Origin of the sequence: Xenorhabdus bharatensis (genome assembly GCF_037996705.1) — a bacterium.
GTDB classification, from domain to species: Bacteria; Pseudomonadota; Gammaproteobacteria; order Enterobacterales; family Enterobacteriaceae; genus Xenorhabdus; species Xenorhabdus bharatensis.
This window is the reverse complement of the sequence record NZ_JBBMXG010000008.1, coordinates 54681-71194: the sequence shown is the minus strand read 5'-3', so window position 1 is coordinate 71194 and position 16514 is coordinate 54681. Positions and strand designations below refer to the sequence as shown.

Below are 16514 nucleotides of genomic sequence, written 5' to 3'. Positions count from 1 at the left end.
GAATTCTCTCTTTTACCAATTTGCCAATGAATGGAAATAATAAAGGCGGCCAATGACCGCCTTCTACTTATTTTTTAAAAGACCCGTTTCTCAAGAAATTATTTCTTTGTCAGATCGATTTTCTTTTCTTTCTTCTCTTTCTTTTCGCGGGTATGCAGACCGCGTTTTTCCAGACTGCGGAAAATAACCTGCTGCTGGATAATGGTTACCAAGTTACTGACGATGTAGTACAGCACCAGACCAGACGGGAACCACAGGAAGAAAACAGTGAACACGACAGGCATGTAAGTCATGATCTTCTGCTGCATTGGGTCAGTAACCGTCGTTGGTGACAGTTTCTGGATCACAAACATAGTCACACCCATCAGCAATGGCAGGATGTAGTATGGATCCTGTGCAGACAGGTCATTAATCCAGCCGATAAATGGCGCGTGACGCAATTCAACAGAGCCCATCAGCATGTAATACAGTGCAAGGAAGATTGGCATCTGAATAACCAGAGGTAAACAGCCGCCCAGCGGGTTTACTTTCTCTGTTTTGTACAACGCCATCATTTCCTGACTCATGCGCTGACGGTCATCGCCATATTTCTCACGCATGGCAGTGATTTTCGGCTGCAACAGGCGCATCTTCGCCATAGAAGTGTATTGCGCTTTAGTCAGCGGGTACATGATACCGCGCACGATAAAGGTAATAGCGATGATGGAGAAGCCCCAGTTACCAATGAACTCATGCAGGAATTTCAGTAACTTGAACAGAGGCTGAGAAATAAACCACAACCAACCGTAATCAACAGTCAGATCCAGATGTGGTGCAACAGCCGCCATTTTGTCCTGAATTTCAGGACCGACCCACAGAGTAGAAGCGATGTTCTGCTTGCTGTTCGGTGCAATATTGATGGTGTCACCTTTGTACCCGATAATCGCCATTTTCTGGTTTTTCAGGTCAATGGTGTAGAAATTGCTGGTTTTACCTTCTCCGGGAACCCATGCAGTGGCGAAATACTGCTGAAGCATCGCTACCCAGCCGCCTTGTGTGGTTACGGAAAGTGGTTTACTTTCAATTTCATCAAATTTGTATTTTTCGTATTTTTCTTGATCAGATGAGTAAGCCGCACCACGATAAGTATGCAGAGCAAAATTGCTGCTGCCGGTATCGCGATGTTTCGGCAGATCAACACTCTGCTTCAACTGACCGAAGAATGCCATCTGTAACGGCTTGTCAGTCACGTTATCAATGCTGTAATCAACAGAGACAGCATAGTTACCGCGTTTCAATACGAAAGTTTTGACATACACAACACCGTCCGGCGCGGTATAAGTCATAGGAATACGCAACTCATCCTGACCTTCAGCCAAAACGTAGTTGTTCTGAGCTGCGGTATAAAGAGGGCGTTCAGCCTGATTATCCGGGCCATTAGTGCCTGTTAAGCCACTTTGAGCCTGATAAGTAAATTCTGGGGTTGTTTCCAGAAGTTTGAACGGCATCTTGGAACCGAGGGTATCAGGATAGGCCAGCAGGTCAGCCTCTTCGATATCACCACCACGGGTATTGATGTGCAACGAAAGCACATCCGTTTTCACGGTGATCAGTTTACCTTGCCCACTGACTGCTTCATTACTCAGCGTATTGGTTTGCTGCGAGACCTGTACTGTTGGTTGTGGGTTTTGATCTTTTTCCCACGCCTGCCAGACCAGGAACGAAACAAACAGCAGAGCGATGAAAAGAAGATTGCGTTGCGAATCCATCGTTAATGTTCTCTGTTATCTTCGTTTTTTTTAGGTGGGACAGGATCATCACCACCTTCGTGTAAAGGGTGGCATTTTAATATGCGTTTCACCGTTAACCAACTGCCTTTCATCATGCCAAACCTACGCAGTGCCTCAATGCCATATTGAGAACAGGTAGGATTGAAACGACAACGAGGCCCCAGCAGTGGACTAATCACTAACTGATAACCTCTGATTAACGCAATCAAGAGGCGCGAGCCAAGCGACAGTGACGACGCCATAATTTGCCCAACGTTTCCGTTAGCTCACGGTTATCAAGCTCAGCGACCCCTTTCCTCACCAAAATCACAAAATCCATTGACGGTAATTTATGCTGGTTTAAACGAAAACTTTCACGGGCTAATCGTTTGATGCGATTTCGCTCATGGGCGCGTTTAACATTTTTTTTGGCGACGGTCAGACCGATACGGGGATGCCCCAGCTGATTAAGGCGTCCAAGAATCGTTATCTCTGCGGAACTTGCCCGTTGTGGCTGCTGGAAAACATAAGTGAAATGCTCGGGAGTTAACAAACGTAACTCCCTCGGAAAAGCGAGCTTAACCACGTGGAATGGTTAGCTTTATTACTTAGAAACAGTCAGACGAGCACGGCCTTTCGCACGACGGCGAGCCAGAACCTGACGACCATTTTTAGTGGCCATACGTGCGCGGAAGCCGTGAGTACGGTTACGCTTCAGTACGGATGGTTGAAAAGTGCGTTTCATAGCGATTTCTACCTAACTTAAAATTTGTAACTGATTCAGCAAATGCGTTGGCGACCAGTGGAAATAAGTAGACACCGATGCCTCAATCGCAACATCAATATATAGAAAGAGGCAGGATTGTAATAAAATGTACTACCCTTAGTCAATTCCAAGATGACGCGAGCCTGACCGCATTTCAGCGGGCGCCAGACTTGTTGCTACCCAAAGTTTTTGCTATCTAAAGTGTTAACCCTGACTTCCACCAGCCACCGCCGGAAAAAATCGTTTGGTATTACACACAGGGTGCAAGATTATACGGACTGTGTAATAAAGCGCAAGGATCCTACACCGATCCTGCTATTTGAGTAGTAATTATACTCTTGCTTTCCCTTTGAATTTTAAACGATAGCTAAATGGAATTTGCTATATACCATGATTCCACTACAGTATCTTCTATGGGCTTTATCTTCTCCGCGTACCAAAGCGTGGTGATCTCCCTGTGGATAAAAAGCATCAAAGCTGTGTAAAAGAATGAGGATTTATGTCGTCTTTTGCGTTATGATCACTGGTCACGATTCCGATCTCGCTGTACGGATCGTTGGGAGAGCGATGAAACTAGAAATCGCCACAAGGTACTGCGAGTCTTCTCATCGAGAAATGTTCTTATCGGTAATATCTTTATCGAGAGCATCTTATCGATAAAAAGTAATGCCTTGTGCCCAGTATAACGTATCTATTATTCCAGTTTCTTTTATTGGTCTTGTTTTAGGGGAGTTCGCCGTGTCACTTTCGCTTTGGCAGCAATGTCTTGCCCGATTGCAGGATGAGTTACCTGCCACAGAATTCAGTATGTGGATACGACCCCTTCAGGCAGAACTAAGTGATAACACTTTGGCTCTTTATGCACCCAACCGCTTTGTGCTGGATTGGGTCAGAGAGAAATATATAAATAATATCAATTTGTTATTAAATGATTTCTGTGGTCCTGAAGTACCGTTACTGCGTTTTGAAGTAGGTAATAAGCCTGTTTCAGCAAGCCAGTCTACATCTCAGAAAATCATTGCTGATATGCCGGTGGCTGCTGCACCATCCAGTTTATCTGTACGCCCTAGCTGGGATAATGCAAAAGCGCAGCCTGAGTTATCTTATCGTTCGAATGTGAATCCAAAGCATACATTCGATAACTTTGTCGAAGGTAAATCCAACCAACTCGCCAGAGCCGCAGCCAGGCAAGTTGCCGATAATCCGGGCGGAGCTTATAACCCTCTGTTCCTGTATGGCGGCACCGGGTTAGGTAAAACCCACCTTTTACATGCTGTCGGTAACAGCATCATGGCACGCAAAGCCAATGCAAAAGTGGTATACATGCATTCTGAACGGTTTGTTCAGGATATGGTTAAGGCATTGCAGAACAATGCGATAGAAGAATTTAAACGCTATTATCGCTCAGTAGATGCCCTGCTTATCGATGATATTCAATTTTTCGCTAATAAAGAGCGATCTCAAGAAGAATTCTTTCATACGTTCAATGCCCTGCTGGAAGGTAATCAACAGATTATTCTGACATCAGATCGCTATCCAAAAGAGATTAATGGCGTTGAAGATCGGTTAAAATCCCGTTTCGGCTGGGGCCTGACCGTTGCCATAGAACCACCGGAGCTGGAAACCCGCGTTGCGATTCTGATGAAGAAAGCAGACGAAAACCAGATTCAGTTGCCGGGAGAAGTGGCCTTCTTTATAGCTAAACGCCTGCGATCCAACGTTCGTGAGCTCGAAGGCGCGTTGAATCGGGTTATCGCCAATGCCAATTTTACGGGTCGGGCGATTACTATTGATTTTGTACGCGAAGCATTACGTGATTTATTGGCTCTACAGGAAAAGCTGGTAACGATTGATAATATTCAGAAAACGGTTGCTGAATATTACAAAATCAAAGTTGCCGATCTGCTTTCCAAGCGCCGTTCACGCTCCGTTGCCCGTCCAAGACAGATGGCAATGGCGCTGGCAAAAGAGCTGACAAACCACAGCTTGCCTGAAATCGGGGATGCCTTTGGTGGTCGTGACCATACTACGGTACTTCATGCATGTCGTAAAATCGAACAACTGCGTGAAGAGAGTCATGATATCAAAGAAGATTTTTCTAACTTAATCAGAACATTGTCGTCCTAGCGCTATGAAATTTATCATTGAACGTGAGCAATTATTAAAACCCCTGCAACAGGTCAGCAGCCCCTTAGGCGGTCGCCCTACCCTGCCTATTTTAGGTAATTTATTATTGCAGGTGACAGAAGGCTCCCTGTTACTGACAGGTACAGATTTAGAAATGGAAATGAAGGCTAGGGTGACGCTCACTCAGCCACATGAACAGGGTGCAACCACCATTCCCGCGCGTAAATTCTTTGATATCTGGCGCGGGTTGCCTGACGGTGCCGAAATCAGCGTTGAACTGGATGGTGACCGCATTCTGGTTCGATCCGGCCGCAGCCGCTTTTCGCTCTCTACTCTGCCTGCTTCCGATTTTCCCAATCTGGATGACTGGCAAAGTGAAGTTGAATTCTCTCTCCCACAGGCAACACTGAAACGTCTGATTGAGTCCACCCAGTTCTCAATGGCACATCAGGATGTCCGCTATTATCTGAACGGGATGCTGTTCGAAACCGAAGGGGAAGAACTGCGTACTGTTGCCACAGATGGCCACCGTCTGGCTGTCTGCTCTATGAATATCGGCCAGAGTCTGCCTTCACACTCAGTGATTGTTCCACGTAAAGGCGTTATCGAATTGATGCGGTTACTGGATGGCGGAGATAACCCGCTTCAATTGCAGATCGGCAGTAACAATATTCGCGCCCACGTTGGTGATTTCATATTTACATCAAAACTGGTTGATGGGCGTTTTCCTGACTATCGCCGTGTCCTGCCCAAAAATCCGGATAAAACACTGATAGCAAATTGCGACACACTTAAGCAGGCATTTTCACGGGCTGCAATTTTATCCAACGAAAAATTTCGTGGGGTTCGCATCTATCTGAGCGAAAATCAGCTCAGAATTACGGCTAATAACCCGGAGCAGGAAGAAGCAGAAGAGATTGTTGATGTCAGCTATCAGGGCACAGAAATGGAAATCGGCTTTAATGTCAGCTACGTACTGGATGTTCTCAATGCACTGAAATGCGAGCAGGTCAGTTTGCTACTGACGGATGCAACATCCAGTGTAAAAATAGAGAATTCAGCCAGTCAGGCCGCGACGTATGTCGTGATGCCGATGCGCCTGTAAATAATACGCCTGTATATTAACTCATTGAACATGATTCTCTCGCGTTTATTGATCCGCGATTTTCGTAATATCGCCAATGCCGACCTGCCATTGGCGACGGGCTTTAATTTTCTGGTCGGGCCGAATGGCAGCGGAAAAACGAGCGTACTGGAATCCATTTACACATTAGGTCACGGGCGCGCTTTTCGTAGTATTCAGGCGGGAAGAGTCATTCGCCATGATAGTGAAGAATTCATTCTTCATGGAAGACTGGAACAGCAATCCCACGAGCGAACATTATCCGTTGGGCTGAGCAAAAATCGTCAGGGTGACAGCAAAGTCAGAATAGATGGCAGTGATGGGCATAAAATTGCAGAACTGGCAAAAATGCTACCGATGCAGCTTATCACTCCGGAAGGTTTTACGTTGTTAAATGGCGGCCCGAAATACCGCCGTGCTTTTATCGACTGGGGCTGCTTTCATAATGAACCGCGTTTTTTTGCGGGCTGGGCTAATCTGAAAAGGTTACTCAAACAACGGAATGCGGCATTACGGCAAGTCACACGCTATAGCCAGATCCAGCATTGGGATCATGAGCTTGCACCATTGGCAACTCAGATAAGCCAATGGCGGGCTGAATATATTGCAGGTATTGCTGAAGATATTGAGAAAACCTGTAAACAGTTTTTACCTGAATTCACTCTCAATATCTCTTTTCAGCAGGGCTGGGACAAAGAGAGTGAATATGCAGAACTCCTCGCGCGGCAGTTTGAGCGCGATAAAGCATTAACCTATACCGCATCCGGCCCCCACAAAGCCGATCTGCGGATCAGGGCAGACGGCACATCTGTAGAGGATATGCTCTCACGTGGTCAGCTTAAGTTACTGATGTGTGCTCTTAGGTTAGCGCAGGGTGAATATTTCACCCGACAGAGCGGGCAAAAATGCCTGTATCTGCTTGATGATTTTGCCTCTGAATTGGATGCCGGCCGTCGTAAGTTATTAGCCGAGCGTCTTAAATCTACGCAGGCTCAGGTGTTTGTCAGTGCAATTACTCCCGAGCAGGTTGCAGACATGATTGACGTAAATAGCAGGATGTTTAGCGTAGAACATGGCAAAATATGCCCTATGGATTTCGAATTCAGCCAGCATAGTAAAGGTGATTCGAAAGACGAAGGGTAAGAGGTTCAACCACAGGATTAAGATAAGCGAGAAACGTTGATGTCGAATACATATGACTCCTCAAGTATCAAGGTATTAAAAGGGCTGGATGCTGTTCGTAAACGTCCAGGCATGTATATCGGCGATACCGATGATGGTACTGGCCTGCACCACATGGTCTTCGAGGTTGTTGACAACGCTATCGACGAAGCCCTCGCAGGTCATTGTGACAAAATAGTTGTTACTATCCATGCAGATAACTCTGTTTCTGTACAGGACGATGGCCGCGGTATTCCTACCGGCATACACGAAGAAGAAGGTGTTTCAGCAGCGGAAGTCATCATGACCGTGCTGCATGCGGGGGGTAAGTTCGATGACAACTCCTATAAAGTTTCCGGCGGTCTGCATGGCGTAGGGGTTTCTGTTGTTAACGCCTTATCTGAAAAACTGGAACTGACTATCCGTCGTGACGGCAAAGTGCACGAACAGACTTACCAGCATGGGGTTCCACAGTCACCACTGAAAGTCGTCGGTGATACAGAACAAACGGGAACAACCGTGCGTTTCTGGCCTAGTATGGATACGTTCAAAATTAACACCGAGTTCGAATACGATATTCTGGCAAAACGCCTGCGCGAATTGTCATTCCTGAACTCCGGCGTTTCCATCCGTTTAGTTGATAAACGTACCAATGCTGAAGATCTCTTCCATTACGAAGGCGGGATCAAAGCATTTGTTGAATACCTGAGCCGCAACAAAAATCCGATTCACCAAAACGTCTTCTATTTCTCCACCGAAAAAGACGGTATCGGTGTTGAAATTTCCATGCAATGGAATGACGGTTTTCAGGAAAACATTTACTGCTTCACCAACAACATTCCTCAGCGCGATGGGGGAACTCACTTAGTGGGCTTCCGTACCGCGATGACCCGTACCCTCAACAGTTATATGGATAAAGAGGGTTACAACAAAAAATCCAAAGTCAGCGCGACCGGTGATGATGCCCGTGAAGGTCTGATTGCCGTTATCTCCGTTAAAGTTCCGGATCCGAAGTTCTCTTCCCAGACCAAAGACAAGCTGGTTTCCTCTGAAGTGAAAACCGCCGTTGAAACGCTGATGAATGAGAAGCTGGTGGAATACCTGCTGGAAAACCCGAACGATGCCAAAACCGTTGTCGGCAAAATCATTGATGCAGCCCGTGCCCGTGAAGCAGCACGTAGAGCGCGTGAGATGACCCGCCGTAAAGGTGCTCTGGATTTGGCGGGTCTGCCGGGCAAACTGGCTGACTGTCAGGAACGTGATCCGGCCCACTCTGAACTCTACTTAGTGGAGGGTGATTCTGCGGGTGGTTCTGCAAAACAGGGGCGTAACCGTAAGAATCAGGCGATCCTGCCACTGAAAGGTAAGATCCTGAACGTCGAAAAAGCGCGTTTTGACAAAATGCTCTCTTCACAGGAAGTGGCAACCCTGATTACCGCATTGGGCTGTGGTATCGGCCGCGATGAATACAACCCGGACAAACTGCGTTATCACAGCATTATCATCATGACCGATGCCGATGTTGATGGTTCCCACATCCGTACCCTGCTGCTGACATTCTTCTATCGCCAGATGCCTGAGATCATTGAGCGTGGTTATGTCTATATCGCCCAGCCACCACTGTACAAAGTGAAGAAAGGCAAACAGGAACAATACATCAAAGATGATGATGCAATGGAAGCGTATCAGATGTCCATCGCACTGGATGGCGCATCACTGTATACCAATCCACATGCTCCGGCTCTGAAAGGTGAAGCTCTGGAACAGCTGGTCACTGAATTCAATGCCTCGCAAAAAATCATCAGACGTATGGAGCGTTTGTATCCTCAGGCGTTACTGAACAACCTGATCTATCATCCGAAACTGACAGAAGAAACCTTAACCGACCAGACCAAAGTGGAAGAGTGGGTCAGTGCTCTGACTATTCGCCTGAATGATAAAGAGCAGCATGGCAGCACTTATAGCTATCAAATCCATGAAAACCGCGAACGTCAGGTTTATGAGCCGGTTCTGTGTATCCGCACCCACGGTGTTGATACCAACTACAATCTGGATTTCGATTTCATCCACGGCGGCGAGTACCGTCGTATCAGCAAACTGGGTGAACTGATTGGTAATCTGATTGAAGAAGGTGCCTACATTGAACGTGGTGAACGTCATCAGCCAGTCAATAGTTTTGAACAGGCACTGGAATGGCTGGGCAAAGAATCACGCCGTGGCCTTTCTATTCAGCGTTATAAAGGTCTGGGAGAAATGAACCCGGAACAGTTGTGGGAAACCACAATGAACCCGGAAACCCGCCGTATGATGCGTGTTACGGTGAAAGATGCCATTGCAACGGATCAGCTGTTCACCACCCTGATGGGCGATGCGGTTGAACCTCGCCGTGCATTTATCGAAGAGAATGCGCTGAAAGCAGCGAATATTGATATTTAATATTCATCCATTAACCCAGATAACGACCATTATCTGGGTTACTTATTCTTTACAGAACTAAACCCATCCTTCCCCACTCTATTCAAATATTTTTCCTATAATTACAACTTCAGCAGCAATATTCACACTACCAATTCCAAAAACACCTCCAATTAAATGGGGTGGATATAGACTATTTACTTAACTACCACCTACTGAAGTAGGTGGGTTAGCGCACTTCGGTGCCGACGACTGAAAGTCGTCGAACCACGCACCTCGTAAACGCGCATAGGTCAAAACATTAAAGTCAAAGTCACCGTCTAAAGACAGTGGTTTTAACCTATCATATGGAAAAATAAATGAAAGTACATTAATAATTTTTTAGACTTAAAATATATATTGTTTTCATTATAAACATGTAGTATTTACATTATTTAAAATTTTTTTAAAAAAACTTATACATCCGGAAATATAATATCTTCGTTATTATTTAAAATAATCAAAATAATTTTCAATAATATATCATAAAAATAGTTGTAGCCCGAAAAACACATTGAAAAGTTAACAATATATTTTTCTGAAAAACATGAGGGATTTTACTATGCGAACAGGCAGTACCAATCCATTATCAGGAATATCTATTATAGATCAAAAAATAGCTATTGAAAAATGTGATAACATAACAGAAGTAGGAAGATATATTAATGAATTCCAAAAACACTTAATTCAAAACGACTGGTTTAAATACATAACAGATGCTAGCCAAATGATGAACTCTAAAAAAACAGAACTGAGTTCAGATCAACGGCTAACACTTAAATTTTTTTTAACAAAATCCCTGTTAAGTACTCTTATAAGAACTTTATCAAGCAGCCGAGCTGAAAATGATATTTATTTTTTGGGTTATCTTAACACCTTGGATACAAGAAGAATTATTATAGGAATTATGAAGATTACGCTGAATACAAGCAGGAAACCTAATTACCCTGTAATAGATACTCTTATTATACATCCTGGACTAGAAAATTGTGGCTACTTATTTATAGAAGAAGCAGTTAATTTTTCTCAATCAAAGGAATATAAAGGAAATCTAAAACTAGTAACAGCAGCAGAATCACTATTAGATGTTTATGCCAAAATAGGATTTATTGAGCAATCACTAGGGGAAATGGTATTAGAACCTCTAGTGAGTCAGCAATGGAAATACGATTCGTCATTGCAAAAATTCAATTTTATAAGTAAATGTTTATAATAATTATTATTAAATTCCGTTAATAAACAGAATATCTAATAATAAGTAACCTACCTCTCCAATGTGGCATATTTAGTGGAAGGTGGTTCTGCAAAACAGGGACATAACCGTAAGAATCGGGCGATCCTGTCACTGAAAGGTAAGATTCTGAACGTTGAAAAATAGCGTTTTGACAAAATGCTCTTTTCGCAAGAAATGGCAACCCTGAGATGCCATTACAACGGATCAACTGTTCACCCCCCTGATGGGTGATGCGGTTGAACCTCGCCGTGCATTTATCGAAGAGAATGCGCTGAAATCAGCGAATATTGATATCTGATATCCCTATCATCCCCCAATAGATTTCAAGATTCAGCTTGAAATATAAAGGGAATCATTTTACCCCGGATAACTTATCATTATCCGGGGTAAAATAGCCGATTGAATTTCATTCCTGAAATAGTTATTGATTACTTGGAAACCATTAAAAATTGCCTTATATTATCTCCAAGGCCGATTGAAAAATAATTAGTAACATTTAATAATGAAAGAACAGTGATCTCGATAGTAATATAAATTATATTCCGCCTCCATTATTGATATCAGAACCCTTCAATTCTCGGCCGTCAATTAATATTTTAATTTAGATAGTCATCATAATAATCAATCAATTAAGAACTATATTACAAAATGGATGAGTTACCTATAAGAGTCTATCGACGATTAGGTTTCATTTAGTATCTACAAGATTGCATGGAATGAATTCCGAGTAAAAGGCGAAAAATGTTTATACTTCCCAAATAATAGAAAATATACACAATGAATTTCAAAATGCGTCGCGGCAGAAAGAGAGATCACTCCCAACCGTATGTTTATAAAAACGGTGAGCGGGGGCGAGTGAGCACAGCCAACAAAGAGGCAACTTGAAAGACGAAGTGTATATAAATTCAAAAGGAGTCATAAATGATAATAACCACTGAACCACCTAAACCAATTAGCGCGACAGTATTTATTAGATATCCCTGTACTGACTCACCGTCTGGTCATGCGGCAATGTATATTGGTCAACATGACCCACATCCAGGGCTTGAGTATATGCATAAACGTGTGGATGTTTACTCTTCTAATAATAAAGAGAATATTAGAGATGTACTGTGGCAAGACGGAATGTGTAGAGATGACGAGCCCTTTGGAGAAATGGTGCAGCAAATGTATCATGTAATTTATGAGTTATATGATTTGGATGTAGATGCAATGCTCGAAGCAAAAAGAAACATATGTCATCCTAATATGCATTACAGTTTCTTATTAAAAAATTGCTCAACCGTTGTTAGCAGAATATTGAAAGCAGGCGGAGTAGAGAGATTATTGAACAATTTTAATAGAATCGCTTATGGGAAAAATTTATATTGGACACCTAAAGATATTGCACAATTATGCGATAAATTAAGAGATAACAATAAGGCAACAAAATACAAATTTGGGCATTGCCCAAGAAAACGTGATAATATTTTTAGAAGCATGTTTGGATTGAGGTAATTACTCATAAATATTAATTTATGAACCCTCATATTAAGAAAAATTGTTATTGTTAAAGAAATATTCTATGTACTCGCTTTAAATATTCCTGATATCTCCTTGATTATGAGGATTCCTAGAATGCTAAAAAGAACAAGTTCCTTTAATAGTTATATACACAAAACATCATACAGAACATTGTCCCGTTCAAACTCTTTCCATACTCTACCACCAAATGACATTTTGAATAAAAACATTAATTATTGTAACGCTAAATTAATTAATGGATATATACCATCAATAGTTAAAGAAGTAAGCTTGAATGAAATGATAAGTGCTGTGAATAAACTTTACTACTCAATAGGAAATGATGGTTGGCTTGATCATATATTAAACCGCATTGAGGACTCTAGTGATTTAGTCGATTACATTGATGAATTAAATGAGAAAACAGGAAAAACAACCGATGACTCCTGGAATTTGAAATATAGCATAACACTTAATTTATTAATTAGTGTTCAGAATAATCTTGATGATAAAAGAGAAGATGAAGCAGATAAAAACTTTGTTTATTTTATTTGCTATCTGCATAATATCCCTGTAGGAATTATGATAGTGAGATGCTACGAAGAAGTTATGTTATACCGCTATGATCCTGATTTGCGTTATTACCCTGAAATTACTTACCTTATCATGCACCCAGGATTAAAAAATGCGGCTTATTTATTGGTAGAAAAAGCGGTTAACTTATCCCATAAAATAGGCTGCAAAGGAAATTTAAAATTATTAATTGCAACACCAGCACTTTCAGATGCTTATCATCGGATGGGGTTTACCCACTATACAGAGGAAGAAATGTCACTAATCCCAAATGGAAACCGTGCTTGGTTATTTTCTCCTGAACATGGGGGTTTTCGATTCACTGGTTTGTGCTTATGATCCAAGAAATACCAAAATGACCCGCCGTAAAGATGCACTGGATCTGGCGGGCCTTCTGGGCTGGCTGACTGTCAGGAACGTGATCTGGCTCACGCTGAACTCTACTTAGTGGAGGAGGGTGCTGTTGAACCTCATTACTCATTTATCGAATGATAATGCGATAAATCCCCCTGCTAATCTATTATTTTCAGTAAAATTAAAAAATATTAAAACAGATAAATATTCCCTGCATAAACACAAAAATGATGATAATCATTTTTATTTATCCGCTATAAAATGAAAATATAACAAATAATAAATCAAACAATTTAATCATTCATTGGCAATCATATAATTATTATGTTAATTAATATATTGGTTAATTCTTTATTCCATATTTTAATTTTAAAAAATACTTTTCTTTCCAATAGTTAATATCAGTTCGTTTATACCCTGTGATTTAATAAATCCTGCTTCATTATTAATAAATATATTGTAATGTTATTTAGGAGAAAATCATGCATGTTTCTACTGATCAAAAGTCCACTTCGCCCCATATTATTAATGCTGAAATGGTGAGTCTACATGATCTCCACCGCCTTCAGGGCAATGCTGATGCTCTTCGGGCTAAAGCGATGGAACTGACCGATTCATGGGAAGGTGTCATGTTCGCAATGCTTCCTGAGTACCTTGAAAAGATTGCTTTGACACTCGGCTTCGTTCCGGAAGTAGCAAGTAAAATCCACCATGAAATTAAATCTCTCAATTATGCTAAAATCCAATCCCAAGCAGGCTCTGAATCACTTGCTACCGAACATAATATGGATGTGAGTTTTCTCGCACTGCGGGGAGTCACGGACTTTGATCATGTTCTATCACACGTTAATGACAGTAATCTGGAAAAAATTCTGGATGAAAACCAAGAGATATTTCAGAAAATTCGCCATGCTCTTCCTGAACATAAAGCCCTGATGAATTTTAGTCCTGAAACAGCTTCTGCTGTACTTAAATCTTTGGGAGCAGAAATATCGCCTGAACTACTTTACAGACTTTGTCCGAAATATCACACGACATCGGTGATAGACCTTGAAAATCGTAAAGGAGTCAGTACTGCGTTTATTCGTTGTGTCACATTAACATTGGGAACAACGGTTTCTTAAGAGCATTTAAATTCTTCCCATTCTTATTTTTGGAAGATTTATATTTAATTATCACCGCCAATATTATCATTCATTGATTCTATTGGCGGGTTAATCCAATTATCACCTTGGATGATTAAATCACTTCTACAACAAAATACGCAACATACGACGAAGTGGCTCCGCCGCTCCCCACAATAGCTGATCACCAACTGTAAAGGCAGACAGGTATTCAGGCCCCATATTCAGCTTACGCAGGCGCCCCACTGGTGTATTCAGAGTCCCCGTTACCGCAGCCGGAGTTAATTCACGCATGGTCAGCTCACGATCATTCGGAATAACGCGAACCCACTCATTATGGGAAGCCAGCAGCGTCTCAATTTCGTGGATCGGGATATCTCGTTTCAGTTTCAGGGTAAATGACTGACTATGACAGCGTAATGCACCAACGCGAACACACAGACCATCAACCGGAATAATATTATTGCCTGTATTCAGGATCTTGTTGGTTTCCGCCTGCCCTTTCCACTCTTCACGGCTCTGGCCATTTTCCAATTGCTTATCAATCCACGGGATCAAACTTCCCGCCAGCGGAACACCAAATTGATCTGTCGGCAACGTGCCACTGCGGGTAAAGTCTGTGACGCGCTTTTCAATATCCAAAATAGCAGAAGCCGGATTTTGCAGTTCACCCGCGACCTGATTGTGCAGCATTCCCATTTGCGTCAATAGTTCACGCATATGGCGGGCACCACCGCCGGAAGCGGCCTGATAAGTTGAAACAGATGCCCACTCAATCAAATTATTAGCAAATAAGCCCCCCAATGACATCAACATCAGGCTGACGGTACAGTTACCACCAACAAACGTTTTAATGCCTTTATTCAGGCTGTCCTGAATGTGCTGATGGTTAACAGGATCAAGGATAATGACAGCATCATCATTCATACGCAGTGCAGAAGCTGCATCAATCCAATACCCTTGCCAACCCGTTGCTCTCAGTTTAGGGTAAATGTTATTGGTATAATCTCCCCCCTGACAGCTGATAATAATATCCAGTGCTTTGAGTGCTTCAATATCAAAAGCATCCTGCAATACACCTGATTTACCTGTAAATTCCGGCGCTGCTTGCCCGTGTTGGGAAGTGGTAAAGAAGACGGGATTAATCTCATTAAAATCCCCTTCCTCGATCATCCTCTGCATCAATACTGAGCCAACCATGCCACGCCAGCCGATAAAACCTACATTTTTCATCATCTTTACCCTGTCTTAAAAAAGTCGTTGTCAGCACCCCTGACACCACTAAAGCTGACAAAATATGTGAAAAGGTGCAAGTAAATTTATGCACTACAGGCATAACGGTTTTGTGATGTTAAACACCATTTTTTACAGCTCATCTTAGTTCTTTTTCAGCGAGTATAATTAGCTATAGAAAAATAATTAATTAACTTATAATTTATACAATGAATTATATAAAATAATATTCCACGCTGAATTTACATCTTAAATACTCTTATAGTTATTTTTATTTCCACACAGAATAAAAACCAATCAAGAAAATAAATTATTTTATCCTTCACCATAAAAACATAAACAAATAACAATTTTCAATTATTACATTAGGGTTCAAAAAAACCATCTCTTCCTCTATTCAGTTATTTTGAAAACTGATTTAATTGAGTATTATTAAAAATTATTATCATCCAGAGATAGCATTCCAATGGAGCTTTTTTTACAAAACTGCTTAGCTTTCCCGGTGGTTATTTTCAGCGGGCTATTACTTATTGTTTTATTTTATTGGATTTGTGCTGCTTTTGGCTTATTAGACATTGATATTCTTAATATCGATGTCGATGGTTTCGATGCCTCTGATGCTTCTGTTCTGGCGGGATGGTTAACAAAACTTGGCCTGAGCGGAATTCCCGTCACCATTATTATCACTCTGATTACTCTGATCGGCTGGCCACTCAGCTATTTCAGCGAACATTTAATGCTGCGTTTCATTGAAACTGATGTCATCCGTTACTTACTAGGTACAGTAGCGCTGCTTATCGTTGGTTTTATTGCCCTATTACTGACAACCCTGCTCCTGCGCCCGTTACAACCGAAACTCGCCAAACTTAATCGTTCCAACAGTGTTGATAACTTAATCGGGAAAATCGCTGAAGTCCGCTCTCCTGTTGTCACCGAACAACGGGGCGAAGCACTGATGAATAACAATGGTGCCAGCCTTATCTTGCAGATCCGTGCGCCGGAAAATGATGGCATTGCCCGTGGGGATCGTGTCGTCCTGATTAGCTATGATGCCACAACGAACAGCTATACCGTCGTCAGTGAAGATGAATTCAGGTTGTGACAACGTGCTTGT

At 42.2% G+C, this 16514-nt stretch carries 14 protein-coding genes and 1 pseudogene; 10 read left to right on the top strand and 5 right to left on the bottom strand.

What is annotated here, in order from left to right; genetic code table 11:
• Positions 1-98: 98 nt before the first annotated feature.
• The 4 genes from yidC to rpmH are packed head-to-tail and all read right to left on the bottom strand — an operon-like array spanning position 99 to position 2493.
• Positions 99-1748, bottom strand: coding sequence for a membrane protein insertase YidC (yidC, locus tag AAC855_RS09295; RefSeq protein ID WP_340609287.1), 1650 nt, complete (start codon positions 1746-1748; stop codon positions 99-101).
• A 2-nt stretch (positions 1749-1750) separates the two neighbouring features.
• On the bottom strand, positions 1751-2011 hold the full coding sequence (yidD, locus tag AAC855_RS09290; protein WP_086954857.1) for a membrane protein insertion efficiency factor YidD: 261 nt from the start codon (positions 2009-2011) through the stop codon (positions 1751-1753).
• Entirely contained in the window at positions 1975-2334 is a 360-nt protein-coding gene (gene rnpA, locus AAC855_RS09285) for a ribonuclease P protein component (protein WP_099110051.1), read from the bottom strand. Before rnpA ends, yidD begins: the two co-directional genes overlap by 37 nt.
• 18 nt (positions 2335-2352) lie before the next feature.
• A complete protein-coding gene (gene rpmH, locus AAC855_RS09280) occupies positions 2353-2493 on the bottom strand; it encodes a 50S ribosomal protein L34 (RefSeq protein ID WP_038267117.1) in 141 nt (46 codons plus the stop codon).
• 759 nt (positions 2494-3252) lie between these two features.
• Between rpmH and dnaA the strand changes: the two genes are divergently transcribed.
• The 9 genes and pseudogenes from dnaA (at position 3253) to AAC855_RS09235 (ending at position 14167) form a co-directional block, all read left to right on the top strand.
• Positions 3253-4641 carry a chromosomal replication initiator protein DnaA gene (gene dnaA, locus AAC855_RS09275; protein ID WP_340609286.1) on the top strand — a complete coding sequence of 463 codons (1389 nt, stop codon included), beginning with the start codon at positions 3253-3255 and terminating at the stop codon, positions 4639-4641.
• A gap of 4 nt (positions 4642-4645) precedes the next feature.
• Positions 4646-5746, top strand: coding sequence for a DNA polymerase III subunit beta (gene dnaN, locus AAC855_RS09270; RefSeq protein WP_099110052.1), 1101 nt, complete (start codon positions 4646-4648; stop codon positions 5744-5746).
• Between the two features lie 30 nt (positions 5747-5776).
• Complete coding sequence (gene recF, locus AAC855_RS09265) at positions 5777-6907, top strand: DNA replication/repair protein RecF (protein WP_228859435.1); 1131 nt, start codon at positions 5777-5779, stop codon at positions 6905-6907.
• Between the two features lie 39 nt (positions 6908-6946).
• Positions 6947-9361, top strand: a complete 2415-nt coding sequence (gene gyrB, locus AAC855_RS09260) for a DNA topoisomerase (ATP-hydrolyzing) subunit B (RefSeq protein WP_340609285.1) — start codon at positions 6947-6949, stop codon at positions 9359-9361.
• Positions 9362-9941: 580 nt separating this feature from the next.
• A complete protein-coding gene (locus AAC855_RS09255) occupies positions 9942-10592 on the top strand; it encodes a hypothetical protein (RefSeq protein WP_340609284.1) in 651 nt (216 codons plus the stop codon).
• Positions 10593-10800: 208 nt separating this feature from the next.
• A pseudogene (locus tag AAC855_RS09250) lies at positions 10801-10911 on the top strand (DNA gyrase subunit B family protein); the annotation flags it as partial.
• A gap of 623 nt (positions 10912-11534) precedes the next feature.
• Positions 11535-12110: a hypothetical protein gene (locus AAC855_RS09245; RefSeq protein ID WP_340609283.1), complete on the top strand. Its 576-nt coding sequence runs from the start codon at positions 11535-11537 to the stop codon at positions 12108-12110.
• Positions 12111-12230: 120 nt separating this feature from the next.
• The gene (locus AAC855_RS09240) at positions 12231-13028 is read left to right on the top strand and encodes a hypothetical protein (RefSeq protein ID WP_340609282.1); all 798 of its coding nucleotides are present in this window, start codon (positions 12231-12233) and stop codon (positions 13026-13028) included.
• Between the two features lie 497 nt (positions 13029-13525).
• The gene (locus AAC855_RS09235; RefSeq protein ID WP_340609281.1) at positions 13526-14167 is read left to right on the top strand and encodes a hypothetical protein; all 642 of its coding nucleotides are present in this window, start codon (positions 13526-13528) and stop codon (positions 14165-14167) included.
• 126 nt (positions 14168-14293) lie between these two features.
• Here the strand turns inward: AAC855_RS09235 and asd are convergent, their stop codons facing one another.
• Positions 14294-15400 (bottom strand): aspartate-semialdehyde dehydrogenase, encoded by a 1107-nt coding sequence (asd, locus tag AAC855_RS09230; protein WP_340609396.1) that lies wholly within the window; start codon positions 15398-15400, stop codon positions 14294-14296.
• Between the two features lie 466 nt (positions 15401-15866).
• On the opposite strand from asd, the gene AAC855_RS09225 reads away from it, so the two are divergent.
• Positions 15867-16502, top strand: a complete 636-nt coding sequence (locus AAC855_RS09225) for a ubiquinone biosynthesis protein UbiH (RefSeq protein ID WP_340609280.1) — start codon at positions 15867-15869, stop codon at positions 16500-16502.
• Positions 16503-16514: the final 12 nt, after the last annotated feature.